The sequence below is a fragment of the Bradyrhizobium sp. SZCCHNS30572 genome (assembly GCF_032484415.1).
In the GTDB taxonomy this organism is placed as follows: domain Bacteria; phylum Pseudomonadota; class Alphaproteobacteria; order Rhizobiales; family Xanthobacteraceae; genus Bradyrhizobium.
The window spans coordinates 309940-322602 of sequence record NZ_JAUESY010000011.1 but is presented as its reverse complement, the minus strand read 5'-3'; the positions used below and the strand labels follow the sequence as shown (position 1 = coordinate 322602).

At 66.2% G+C, this 12663-nt stretch carries 10 protein-coding genes; 8 read left to right on the top strand and 2 right to left on the bottom strand.

What is annotated here, in order from left to right; all coding sequences use genetic code 11:
* The first annotated feature begins 91 nt into the window (after positions 1–91).
* Positions 92–1060, top strand: a complete 969-nt coding sequence (locus tag QX048_RS30495; protein ID WP_315828281.1) for a zinc-binding dehydrogenase — start codon at positions 92–94, stop codon at positions 1058–1060.
* A gap of 74 nt (positions 1061–1134) precedes the next feature.
* On the opposite strand, the gene QX048_RS30490 is transcribed toward QX048_RS30495, so the two are convergent.
* Positions 1135–1263 carry a hypothetical protein gene (locus tag QX048_RS30490; RefSeq protein WP_315716165.1) on the bottom strand — a complete coding sequence of 43 codons (129 nt, stop codon included), beginning with the start codon at positions 1261–1263 and terminating at the stop codon, positions 1135–1137.
* Between QX048_RS30490 and QX048_RS30485 the strand changes: the two genes are divergently transcribed.
* The 4 genes from QX048_RS30485 to QX048_RS30470 all read left to right on the top strand — a co-directional run bounded on the left by QX048_RS30485 (position 1244) and on the right by QX048_RS30470 (position 6366).
* Positions 1244–2557 (top strand): cation diffusion facilitator family transporter, encoded by a 1314-nt coding sequence (locus tag QX048_RS30485; protein WP_315753035.1) that lies wholly within the window; start codon positions 1244–1246, stop codon positions 2555–2557. The genes QX048_RS30490 and QX048_RS30485 overlap by 20 nt on opposite strands.
* Positions 2558–2764: 207 nt before the next feature.
* On the top strand, positions 2765–5089 hold the full coding sequence (locus tag QX048_RS30480) for a PAS domain-containing sensor histidine kinase (RefSeq protein WP_315753037.1): 2325 nt from the start codon (positions 2765–2767) through the stop codon (positions 5087–5089).
* Positions 5090–5397: 308 nt separating this feature from the next.
* Positions 5398–5910 carry an isoprenylcysteine carboxyl methyltransferase family protein gene (locus QX048_RS30475; protein WP_315828280.1) on the top strand — a complete coding sequence of 171 codons (513 nt, stop codon included), beginning with the start codon at positions 5398–5400 and terminating at the stop codon, positions 5908–5910.
* Between the two features lie 114 nt (positions 5911–6024).
* Positions 6025–6366: an antibiotic biosynthesis monooxygenase gene (locus QX048_RS30470; protein WP_315828279.1), complete on the top strand. Its 342-nt coding sequence runs from the start codon at positions 6025–6027 to the stop codon at positions 6364–6366.
* A gap of 206 nt (positions 6367–6572) precedes the next feature.
* Here QX048_RS30470 and QX048_RS30465 read toward each other — a convergent pair whose 3' ends face one another.
* Complete coding sequence (locus tag QX048_RS30465; protein WP_315716160.1) at positions 6573–7466, bottom strand: LysR family transcriptional regulator; 894 nt, start codon at positions 7464–7466, stop codon at positions 6573–6575.
* A 261-nt stretch (positions 7467–7727) separates the two neighbouring features.
* Here QX048_RS30465 and QX048_RS30460 point away from each other — a divergent pair, with 261 nt between their 5' ends.
* The 3 genes from QX048_RS30460 to fdhF are packed head-to-tail and all read left to right on the top strand — an operon-like array spanning position 7728 to position 12662.
* On the top strand, positions 7728–8204 hold the full coding sequence (locus tag QX048_RS30460) for a formate dehydrogenase subunit gamma (protein WP_315753146.1): 477 nt from the start codon (positions 7728–7730) through the stop codon (positions 8202–8204).
* Positions 8201–9757 carry an NADH-quinone oxidoreductase subunit NuoF gene (locus QX048_RS30455; protein ID WP_315753040.1) on the top strand — a complete coding sequence of 519 codons (1557 nt, stop codon included), beginning with the start codon at positions 8201–8203 and terminating at the stop codon, positions 9755–9757. The genes QX048_RS30460 and QX048_RS30455 overlap by 4 nt, the downstream gene beginning before the upstream one ends.
* Before the next feature lie 25 nt (positions 9758–9782).
* Entirely contained in the window at positions 9783–12662 is a 2880-nt protein-coding gene (gene fdhF, locus QX048_RS30450) for a formate dehydrogenase subunit alpha (RefSeq protein ID WP_315768112.1), read from the top strand.
* The last annotated feature ends 1 nt before the right edge of the window (position 12663 follow it).

Genomic DNA, 12663 nt, shown 5'->3' with positions numbered 1-12663 from the left:
TGTCGGAGCAGCGCGCCGCCTGTTAGGCGGTGCGCTGAGAACAGCGGCACAGTAAGGTCGCCGCTCATTCTGACCGACAGGATTCCTCGCGATGAAAGCCTATGTCTACGGCGCCCAGGGCGCCGCGATCACCGATATCGCCAAGCCCACGCCGAAGGGCACGCAGGTCCTGGTCCGCGTGCGCGCCTGCGGCCTCAATCGCGCCGATCTCGGCATGACCAAGGGGCATGTGCATGGCGCCGCCGGCGGCGTCGGAACGGTGCTCGGCATGGAATGGGCCGGCGAGGTCGCCGAGCTCGGTCCCGACGCCAAGGGCGTGAAGATCGGCGCCAAGGTGATGGGCTCGGGCAGCGCCGCGTTCGCCGAATACACCCTCGCCGACCACGGCCGTCTGTTCCACGCGCCGTCGAACATGAATTTCGACGAGGCCGCCACGCTGCCGATCGCGTTGACCACGATGCACAACGCCGTCGTTACCAACGGCGCTTTGCAGCCGGGCCAGCGCGTGCTGGTGCAGGGTGCGAGCTCCGGCGTCGGCCTGATGGCGATGCAGATCGCCAAGCTCAAGGGCGCCTCGCTGGTGGTGGGCTCCTCGACCGATGCGATGCGCCGCGGACGGCTCAACGAGTTCGGCGCCGATCTCGCCATCGACTCCAGCGATCCCGCCTGGGTCGATCAGGTGCTGCAGGCGACCAACGGCGAGGGCGTCGATCTGATCATCGACCAGGTGTCCGGCAAGGTCGCCAATCAGAACCTCGCCGCGACCAAGGTCCTCGGCCGCATCGTCAATGTCGGCCGGCTCGGCGGCACCCATGCCGACTTCAACTTCGACCTGCACGCGGCGCGCCGCATCACCTACGTCGGCGTCACCTTCCGCACCCGTTCGATCGAGGAGATCCGTACGATCTTCGACGAGGTGAAAAAGGACATCTGGAGTGCGGTCGAGCAGCGCACGCTGCGGCTGCCGATCGACCGCGTCTTCGCCTTCGACGACATTGGCGCGGCGTTCGCGCACATGGAGGCGAACAAGCATCTCGGCAAGATCGTGGTGACCTTGTGAACGCAACCTTCTGAGATTTAGAAGCACTCGAAACAGCGCGCGGTCCGCGCCCATGGACCGCGCGATCCCGGCTTTCATGGTGCGGCCTCGGCTGCTACATCCGCCGCCATGAGAGACGCCGCCTCCCATGTCGATTCCGGGAAAACCCGTGTCGCCGCGATCTCGATCGCGGCGAGCGCCAGCATGGCCGCGGCGAAGTTCATCGTCGGCGTCCTGATCGGCAGCCTCGCGCTCGTCTCCGAGGCCCTGCACAGCGCCGTCGACGTCGTCGCCACCGTGATCACCTGGATGGTGGTTCGGGTATCGGACCGGCCGGCCGACGACGAGCATCATTACGGCCATGGCAAGCTGGAGAGCCTGTCGGCGCTCGGCGTCATCGCCCTGCTCTACGTGCTGGCCGGCGGCGTGCTGGTGGAATCCGTCAGCCGGCTGCGCGAGGCGGCGCCGCCGCCGTCGCTGTCGGCGATTCCGTTCGTGGTGCTGCTGGTCGACATCGCCGTCAACTTCTGGCGCGCCCGCGCGCTGCACCGCGCCGCGCACGAGACCCACAGCCAGGCGCTCGCCGCCGACGCACTGCATTTCGCCTCCGACGTGCTCGGCTCGATTGCCGTCATCGGCGGCCTGGTCCTCACCGCGTTCGGGTTCTGGTGGGGGGATTCCGCCGCCGCGGTCGCGGTCGCCCTGATGATCTCGGTGCTCGGCCTGCGGCTGGCGCGCTCCACCGTAGAAACACTGCTCGACCGTGCACCAGAGGGCGCGGCCGAAAAGGCGCGCGCCGCGATCCGTTCGATCAACGGCGTCGTCGATGTCGAGCGGCTGCGGGTCCGGCTCGTCGGCGCAACGCATTTTGTCGACGCCACGGTGCAGGTGCCGCGCACCTACCCGATCGACCGTGTGCACGAGATCAAGCGCGATGCGCAGGCCGCGGTCGATGCCAGCCTGTCCGGCGCCGACGTCACCTTCACGACGGTGCCGGTCGCGCTCAGCAACGAGAGCGTGCGCGAGCGCATCATGGTGATCGCGCGCAATTCCGGCCTCGCGATCCATCACGTCACCGTCCACGACGTCGGCGGCCGCCTGATCGTCGCGATCGACCTCGAGGTCGACGGCGACATGAGCCTGTTCGCGGCGCATGCGATCGCGCACGAGCTGGAACGCAGCATCCGCGACGAATTCGGCGCCGACGTCGAGGTCGACACCCATATCGAGCCGCTCGAACCCGAGCTGCCATTCGGCGTCGACGCGCCGGCGCAGCGGATCGCCGAGATCGCCGCCGCCCTGCAGCGTCTCGCCGCCGAGACCGACATGTACGACGTGCACAATGTCCGCGTCCGCAACACCGAGGCCGGCGAGATCGTCAACTTCCACTGCCGCGCGGCGCCGTCGATGAGCGTGCTGAAGGTGCACGACAATGTCGACCACATCGAGCGCGGGGTGCGTCGCGCCTTCCCGAGCGTCAAGCGCGTCATCAGTCACGCCGAGCCGCCGCACGGCTGAAGCCTGAACGTCATGCTGCGTTCCCGCTTCGGACTCACTCTGCCGGCTTTTCGCCATGGCAATTCCGCATTGGATAAGATTTATTAGCTTTTGCCAAATCGTTGACTCTCGACAGCCCGAGAAATCTGGATTCAAATCAACTTGATTCGGAAGCGGCTGGGGCTCTTTCGAAATTCGGGTATCCAAGAAGTTTCGGGGGTCTACAGCATGGCGCGTGCGCATGCCGCGAACGCGTGCGTCCAATCTTCTGATTCCATCAAGGGGTTGGCGCAATCGATCGCGAAACCGGCCTATCAAAGGCTGCTGACTGCTGAGCCGGTATTGCGTCGTGCTGTCCCTACTTTGATCATCGCCTTTCTCGTCACCATCTGTCTCGGCGCCTTCGTCCAGGTGCTCGACCAGAGCCGTCAGAAGCGCGGCGCGACCAAGCGCGACCTGGCCGCGATCTCCGACCTGCTCGCCGACCGTATCGGTCATCTGGCGACGCGCCCGGACCGCATCGCCCACATCGAGCATCTGCAGAGCCTGCTGCCCGACCTGATCCCCGCCTGGGGAGCGGCGGCCGGACGCCACGTGATCGTCACCGGCGCCGACCACCGCATCCTGGCCCGGGTTCCGGTCGACGCCGCGCTCGGCGAGAACGACCGCATCCTCGATCTGATCTCGACCGCGCAGCTCTTGGCCACGCCCGGCCTGCAGGGCGCGGTCACCGAGATCACCTTGCCGAACGGCCGTCCGGCCTTCGCAGTGTCGCAGTTGATCAAGGCGCTGCCCGGCCGCGTCGTCGTGATCCAGGAGAAGCTCGAGCCGATCTGGGGCTCGGACGCCGCGCTCTCGGTGACCCTGTCGGCGACGACGGGCTTCGTCGTGCTGATCCTGGGCTTCGCCTTCCACTGGCAGTCGACCCGCGCCCGCGAGGGCGACCTGATCAACGACGCCGTGCGCGGCCGCATCGACACCGCGCTCAATCGCGGCCGCTGCGGGCTGTGGGACTGGGACCTGTCGCGCGGGCGCATCTTCTGGTCGAACTCGATGTTCGCGATGCTCGGCCTGGAGAACCGCACCGACCTCCTCACCTTCGGCGAGGTCAACGCGCTGGTGAACTCGGACGACATCGACCTGTTCGAGATCGCCGACCAGCTCGTCGCCGGCGACATCCACCAGATCGACCAGAGCTTCCGGATGCGCCACACCGAGGGCCACTGGATCTGGCTGCGGGTTCGCTGCGAGCTCAGCCAGGGCACCTCAGATTCCGGCCTGCACCTGATCGGCATCGCGGTCGACGTCACCGAGCAGAAGAGCCTGGTCGAGAAGACCGTCGAGGCCGACCTGCGCCTGCGCGACGCGATCGAGACGATCTCGGAAGCCTTCGTGCTGTGGGACGCCAACAACCGGCTGGTGCTGTGCAACTCGCACTTCCAGAAGCTGCACAAGCTGCCGGACTCCGCCGTGATCCCCGGCACCTCCTATGAGACCGTCATCGAGGTCGGCAAGATGCCGGAGATCCGCACCCGGCTGCACGACCACAGCCAGCAGGCGCCGGGCGGCCGTACCTTCGAGGCGCAGCTCGACGACGGCAGCTGGCTGCACATCTCCGAGCGCCGCACCAAGGACGGCGGCTACGTCTCGGTCGGCACCGACATCACCCGCATCAAGGAGCACGAGCAGAAGCTCGTCGACAACGACCTGCGCCTGCGCGCCACGGTCATCGACTTGCAGCGCTCGCAGAGCGCGCTGGAACGCCAGGCGATCGAGCTCGCCGACCTCGCCGAGAAGTACTCGCAGGAAAAGACCCGCGCCGAGGAAGCCAACCAGACCAAGTCGAAATTCCTCGCCAATATGAGCCACGAGCTGCGCACGCCGCTCAACGCCATCATCGGCTTCTCCGAGATCATGGGCAGCGGCATGTTCGGCTCGCTCGGCTCGGAAAAGTACCAGGAGTACTGCCACGACATCCTGACCTCGGGTCAATATCTGCTCGAGGTGATCAACGACATCCTCGACATGTCGAAGATCGAGGCCGGCCGCATGAAGCTCGACATGGAGCCGCTCGACCTCGCCAAGACGCTGGCGGAATCGCTGCGCGTCGTCTCCGGTCGCGCCTTGGACAAGAGCCTCGTGCTCGACGCCGACATCGGAGGCAGCATCCCGGTCGTCGCCGACCGTCGCGCCACCAAGCAGATCATGGTCAACCTGCTGTCGAACGCGGTGAAGTTCACCCCGGAGGGCGGCCGTGTCACGATGCGGAGCCGCGTGTTCGAGGACAAGGTCGTGCTCATCATCGCCGACACCGGCATCGGCATCCCTGCGCATTCGCTGGCGCGCCTCGGCCGACCGTTCGAGCAGGTCGAGAGCCAGATGACCAAGACTTATCACGGCTCCGGGCTCGGCCTCGCCATCGCCCGCTCGCTGGCCCAGTTGCACGGCGGCTCGATGCGGCTGCGCTCGCGGCTGGAGCACGGCACCGTCGTGCGCGTGACCCTGCCCCGCGACGCGTACAAGGCCACGGCGAGCATCTCGGTCGCGGCGTGAGCGCGGCGGCCGTACTGCCGTAGCGTGGGCACTTTGCCCACCCTACGGCAACATCATCAAATCGGACTCACATCTCAAAGAGATTGCACTTCAGGATCAGGCCCCACAGGCATGACAGCGCTCTCGCGTGACGGATGATGCCCGACGCATGCGATCGGCTTGCCCTTCGGACATGCAACGCCGACGCAGGCGGATGACGGCATCATGACGTCGCTTCGTGCCTAGTCAGCAACATTGGCGGAACGTGGTATTGACGCACCTGCACGTCAGCAACTAAGGCAGTTGCTCCAAGATCTGGAGTACCGCGCGTGATCATTGCCTTCATCGTTGCCGCCTTCGCCTATCGCTTTGCCATGCTGGGCGTCTCGATCCGCAACGAAAAACGGCTGCGCGCCGACGGCGCAACCGAATACGGCGCATCCGTGTCGCGCTGGTTGGCCATCGCACATGTCGCTTTCTATCTCGCCGCGACGGCCGAGGGCCTCGTCCGGGATGCGCCGCTCGACGCCGTCAGCATCATCGGGTTCGTGATCTATCTGTTCGGCGCGGTGATGCTGCTTGTGGTGTCGCAATTGCTCGGCCGCCTCTGGACCGTCAAGCTGATGCTCGCGCGCGACCACGCGCTGGTGACCCATCCGCTGTTCCGGATCGTGCGCCACCCGAACTACTTCCTCAACATCCTGCCCGAGCTGATCGGCTACGCGCTGACCCTGCACGCCTATCTCACGCTCGTGGCCGGCCTGATCATCTATGCCGTGCCACTGACCTTGCGGATCCGGCAGGAGGAGAAGATCATGCGGGAGCAATTTGCGGCGTACTGAGCGGAGCTAGCCGCTCCGCGAGTTCGCCGCGCGGACCGCAACTTTCACCAAGTCCGACGCTCGACGCCCGTGCAAGGGTTCGGTGACCATCATCGTACCCAAGGGAGCATCGCGATGCTGAAGCGGATCTGGCACGGCTGGACCAGGGCGGCGGATGCCGATGCCTATGAGGACCTGCTGCGGTCAACGATCTTTCCAGGGATCATCGATCGGGAAATCGAGGGATTTCTGAGCATCGAGCTGCTGCGCAGGCCGCTCGAAGACGAGGTCGAATTCGTGACGATCATGACCTTCGCCGATCAGACGGCGGTGGTTCGCTTTGCGGGTCCGGCGCATGACACGGCGGTGGTGCCGCCCGCGGCGCGGAAGCTGCTCAGCCGCTATGACGGCCATGCCGGGCATTATGAGCTGAAGACCACGCGCCACGCGCAAGGTCAGGGTTCCGCGACCGCATGAGAGCCCGAAGTCTGCCGATGATGCCAGCAAGGTCGGTGACGACGCCGACCGTCGCCACGGAAGCAACCTGGATGGCGACGCTGCGCTCGCAATGACGAGAGGAGACCGTGTACGCCATCATGGCGAGCGCAGCGAAGCAAGCCTGGGCCATTGTTCACCGCCGGTGCTGAGGCGCTGGGCCAGCGGCAACTCCGCGGACGCGCGCCTCACGCCTGCAGGCTGGGCGCGACCTCGCGGGCGATCTGGACCAGCGCCGCGATCAGCGGGGTCATCGGGTCACGCTGCGGGATGACCAGGCCGATCTGGTAGTTGATGACGGGATCGACGATCGGGATCGAGCGCACCTTGTCGGCGAGGCCGAGCGTTTCGGCGAGCTTGGCCGGCATCACGCTGGCCCAGCGGCCGGTCTTGACATGGGTGTACAGCACCAGCAGCGAGTTCGACGTCAGCGTTGGCGTCACCTCGTTGCCGGCGGCCTTCAGAGCGCGGTCGATGATGCGGCGGTTCTGCATGTCCGGGGTCAGGAGGCACAGCGGCACCTGCCCGACCTCCTGCCAGGTCACCTGATCGCGATCGCCGAACATCGCGTCGGGCGCGGTCAGCAGCCGGTAGCTCTCGTTGTAGAGCGGGATGGTGCGGACACGGCCGATCGGCTCGTTCTCGATGTAGGTCAGCCCGGCATCGACCTCCAGGTTCTCCAGCAGCCCCAGCACGTCGGCCGACGTGCACGACATGATGCGGAACCGGACCTCCGGATGCTTGGCGCGGAACGGCGTCGTCAGCGACGCCACCATGCCGAGCACCGTCGGCACCGCCGCGATCCGGATCTCGCCCGATAGCTTGTCCTTGAGCCCGTTGATCTCCTGGCGCATCGCGCGGAAGTCGCCGACGATGCGGCGCGCCCAGTCGAGCGTGCGCTCACCCTCCGGCGTAAAGCCCTGGAACCTGGAACCGCGCTGCACCAGCATAACGCCGAGGATCTCCTCGAGCTGCTTGATGCTGGTCGACATCGTCGGCTGGGTCACGCCGCAGGCCTCGGCCGCTCGGCCGAAATGACGCTCCTTGGCCAGCGCCAGCAGCAGTTCGAGCTTGTCAATCAAGAGGTCGGCCTTCCAGCGGTTGAAGGGCCCAGTTCCGCACGTTTTCGGCGGTGCGGGCCACGGAGAAACCTATCACGGCGCGGCGGGCCCGGACACGGTAAAACGCGGCCGCAAGCCGGTCGCGCGAAGGCCTGTTTTTCGTCAACTTCTAGCTATCTCTCGATTGCGTTTCGCTATCGCAGCACGGGACTGCTTTATTGATATCTTGAGCAATTCCAATTTGGATGTGCGAAACGCTTGCAACGCAGAATCGGGATCAGGATGACGCCGGTGTACGAGACGTGGGACGCGGCGCGCGGCGCCGAAATCATCGCCCAACATAGCGGGATGGAGGGAGCAACCTTGCCCATCCTCCATGCGTTGCAGGAGACGTTCGGCCATGTGCCGGAGGATGCCATTCCGATGATCGCATCCGCTCTGAACCTCTCGCGCGCCGAGGTTTACGGCGTGTTCACGTTCTACCATGATTTCCGGGCCAAGAAGGCCGGTCGTCACGTGCTGAAGCTGTGCCGCGCCGAGGCCTGCCAGGCCGCCGGCGGCGATGCGCTCGCGGCGCGCGCCGAAGCGAAGCTCGGCATCTCCATCGGCAACACCACGGCCGATGAGCGCGTCACGCTCGAGCCGATCTACTGTCTCGGCCTGTGCGCAACCGCGCCGTCGGCCATGCTCGATGGCCGCCTGGTCGGCCGGCTCGACGAAGCCCGGATCGATGCTCTCGTCTCGGAGGCCCAGCGATGAGCGTGCGTCTTTTTGTCCCGTGTGATGCCGGCGCCCTCGCCGTCGGCGCCGATGAGGTTGCCCACGCGCTGCACAAGGCGGCGCTGGAGCGGAAGGTCGATATTGAAGTCGTACGCAACGGCTCGCGTGGGTTGTACTGGCTCGAGCCGCTGGTCGAACTGGAGACGGCGCAGGGCCGGTTCGGCTTCGGACCGGTGACGGCAGACGACGTGCCGTCCCTGCTCGATGCGATCGTCGCCGACAAGCCGCACAAGCTCTCGCTCGGCCTGACCGAGGAGATCCCGTGGCTGAAGCGGCAGACCCGCCTCACCTTCGCCCGCTGCGGCATCATCGATCCGCTGTCGCTCGACGACTACCGCGCCCATGGCGGCTACAAGGGCCTGACCCGCGCTCTGACGCTGACGCCCGATGCTGTGATCTCCGAGGTCACGACCTCGGGCCTGCGCGGCCGCGGCGGCGCAGGCTTCCCGACCGGCATCAAATGGAAGACGGTGGCGCAGACCGCGGCCGACCGCAAATACGTCATCTGCAACGCCGACGAGGGCGACAGCGGCACCTTCGCCGACCGCATGCTGATGGAAGGCGATCCCTTCGTCCTGATCGAAGGCATGACCATCTGCGGCATCGCGGTGGGCGCCACCAAGGGCTACATCTACACGCGCTCGGAATATCCGCACGCGATCGCGACCATGACCAAGGCGATCGACATCGCCAGGAAGGCCGGCCTGCTCGGCAGCAACGTCGCGGGCTCGAACTACAATTTCGAGCTGGAGGTGCGCACCGGCGCCGGCGCCTATGTCTGCGGCGAAGAGACCGCGCTGATGGAGAGCCTCGAGGGCAAGCGCGGCATCGTCCGCGCCAAGCCGCCGCTGCCCGCCCATCATGGCCTGTTCGGCAAGCCGACCGTCGTCAACAACCTGTTGTCGTTCGCCGCCATCCCCTTCATCCTCGACGAGGGCGCCAAGGCCTATGCCGATTTCGGCATGGGCCGCTCGCGCGGCACGATGCCGATCCAGATCGCCGGCAACGTCAAGTTCGGCGGCCTGTTCGAGACCGCGTTCGGCATCACGCTGGGCGAGCTGGTCGACGACATCGGCGGCGGCACCTTCACCGGCCGCCCGGTCCGTGCGGTGCAGGTCGGAGGCCCGCTCGGCGCCTACTTCCCCCGCGCCCTGTTCGACACGCCGTTCGACTACGAGGCGTTCGCCGCCAAGGACGGCCTGATCGGCCATGGCGGCATCGTCGTGTTCGACGACAGCGTCGACATGTCGAAGCAGGCCCGCTTCGCGATGGAGTTCTGCGCCATCGAATCCTGCGGCAAGTGCACGCCGTGCCGTATCGGCTCGACGCGCGGCGCCGAGACCATCGACAAGATCCGCCGCGGCGAGCGCGTCGCCGAGAACATCGCCCTGGTCGAAGACCTCTGCGGCACTATGAAGCTCGGATCGCTCTGTGCACTCGGCGGCTTCACGCCCTACCCTGTGCTCTCGGCGCTGAAGCACTTCCGCGAAGATTTCGGCCCCCAGCAGCCGCGCTTGCAGGCTGCGGAATAAGATATCGGGAACAAGGACACCGACCATGTCGCTCATCCACGAAACCGATTACGGCACACCGCTCTCCAAGTCCGAAAAGATGGTCACGCTCACCATCGACGGCCAGAGCATCACCGTTCCCGAGGGCACCTCGATCATGCGCGCGGCCATGGAGGCCGGAACGCAGATCCCGAAGCTGTGCGCGACCGACATGGTCGACGCGTTCGGCTCGTGTCGCCTCTGCCTCGTCGAGGTCGAAGGCCGCGCCGGCACCCCGGCCTCCTGCACCACGCCGGTGGCCGCGGGCCTCGTCGTCCACACCCAGACCGAGCGGCTGAAGAAGCTGCGCAAGGGCGTGATGGAGCTCTACATCTCCGACCATCCGCTCGACTGTCTGACCTGCGCTGCCAATGGCGATTGCGAGCTGCAGGACATGGCCGGCGCCGTCGGCCTGCGCGACGTGCGCTACGGCTATCAGGGCGACAACCACGTGTTCGCCGACGCCTGCGGCGAAGCCAATCCGGCCTGGCTGCCGAAGGACGAGTCGAACCCGTATTTCACCTACGATCCCTCCAAGTGCATCGTCTGCTCGCGCTGCGTCCGCGCCTGCGAGGAAGTGCAAGGCACGTTCGCGCTGACCATCTCCGGCCGCGGCTTCGACAGCCGGGTGTCGCCGGGCATGAGCGAGAGCTTCCTCGGTTCGGAATGCGTGTCGTGCGGCGCTTGCGTACAGGCCTGCCCGACCGCGACCCTGACCGAGAAGAGCGTGATCGAGATCGGCCAGCCGGAGCATTCGGCGGTCACCACCTGCGCCTATTGCGGCGTCGGCTGCGCCTTCAAGGCGGAGATGCGCGGCGAGGAAGTCGTGCGCATGGTGCCGTACAAGGATGGCAAGGCCAATCGCGGCCATTCCTGCGTCAAGGGCCGCTTCGCCTATGGCTATGCGACCCACAAGGAACGCATCCTCAAGCCGATGATCCGCGAGACCATCGACCAGCCCTGGCGCGAGGTCTCCTATGACGAGGCCTTCAAGTTCGCCGCCGACAAGCTGCGCGGCATCCAGGCCAAATACGGCCGCGACTCGATCGGCGGCATCACCTCGTCCCGCTGCACCAACGAAGAAACCTATCTGGTGCAGAAGCTGATCCGCGCCGGCTTCGGCAACAACAATGTCGACACCTGCGCCCGCGTCTGCCACTCGCCGACCGGCTACGGCCTTGCCACCACCTTCGGCACCTCCGCCGGCACGCAGGACTTCGACTCGGTCGAGGACAGCGACGTCATCATGGTGATCGGCGCCAACCCGACCGATGCGCATCCGGTGTTCGGCTCGCGCATGAAGAAGCGGCTGCGTCAGGGCGCCAAGCTGATCGTCGTCGATCCGCGCAAGATCGACCTCGTGAAGTCGGCGCACGTCAAGGCCGACTATCATCTGCCGCTGCTGCCCGGCACCAATGTCGCGATCCTGACTGCGCTGGCCCATGTGATCGTCACCGAAGGCCTCGTCAACGAGACCTTCGTGCGCGAGCGCTGCGACTGGAGCGAGTTCCAGGACTGGGCCGAGTTCGTCGCGCTGGAGAAGAACAGCCCCGAGGCGATCGCCAGCATTTCCGGCGTGGACCCGGAAGCGATCCGCGGCGCGGCCCGGCTCTACGCCAAGGGCGGCAACGGCGCGATCTACTACGGCCTCGGCGTGACCGAGCACAGCCAGGGCTCGACCACGGTGATCGCGATCGCCAACCTCGCGATGGCGACCGGCAATATCGGCCGCCGCGGCGTCGGCGTGAACCCGCTGCGCGGCCAGAACAACGTGCAGGGCTCGTGCGACATGGGCTCGTTCCCGCATGAGCTGCCGGGCTACCGCCACATCTCGGGCGACGCGGTGCGCGACCAGTTCGAGGCGATGTGGAACGTCAAGCTCAACCCTGAGCCGGGCCTGCGCATCCCGAACATGTTCGACTCCGCGATCGAAGGCACCTTCATGGGCCTCTACGTGCAGGGCGAGGACATCCTGCAGTCGGATCCCAACACCACGCATGTGGTGCAGGCGCTGTCGTCGATGGAATGCGTCATCGTGCAGGACCTGTTCCTGAACGAGACCGCCAACTACGCCCACGTGTTCCTGCCGGGCTCGACCTTCCTCGAGAAGGACGGCACCTTCACCAACGCCGAGCGCCGCATCCAGCGGGTGCGCAAGGTGATGACCCCGCTCAACGGCATGGCCGACTGGGAGGTGACGATCGGTCTCGCCAAGGCGATGGGCTTCGAGATGAAGTACAATCACCCGTCCGAGATCATGGACGAGATCGCGGCGCTGACGCCGACCTTCGCCGGCGTCTCCTATCAGAAGCTCGAGGAGATGGGATCGGTGCAGTGGCCCTGCAACGAGAAGAATCCCGAGGGTTCGCCGATCATGCATGTCGACGGCTTCGTCCGCGGCAAGGGCAAGTTCGTGGTCACGGAGTATGTCGCGACCGACGAGCGCACCGGCCCGCGCTTCCCGCTCCTGCTCACCACGGGGCGCATCCTGTCGCAGTACAATGTCGGCGCCCAGACGCGGCGCACCGAGAACGTGGTGTGGCATGGCGAGGACGTGCTGGAGATCCATCCGCACGATGCCGAGCAGCGCGGCATCCGCGACGGCGACTGGGTGCGGCTGACCAGCCGCGCCGGCGAGACCACGCTGCACGCGCTGATCTCCGAGCGCGTCGCCCCCGGCGTGGTCTACACCACCTTCCACCATCCGCTGACCCAGGCCAACGTCATCACCACGGACTATTCGGACTGGGCCACCAACTGTCCGGAGTACAAGGTCACGGCAGTGCAGGTGTCGCAGTCCAACGGACCGTCGGACTGGCAGAAAGCCTATGACGAGCAGGCCCGCAACTCGCGCCGCATCGCCCCGGTCGTGGAGGCAGCGGAGTAGC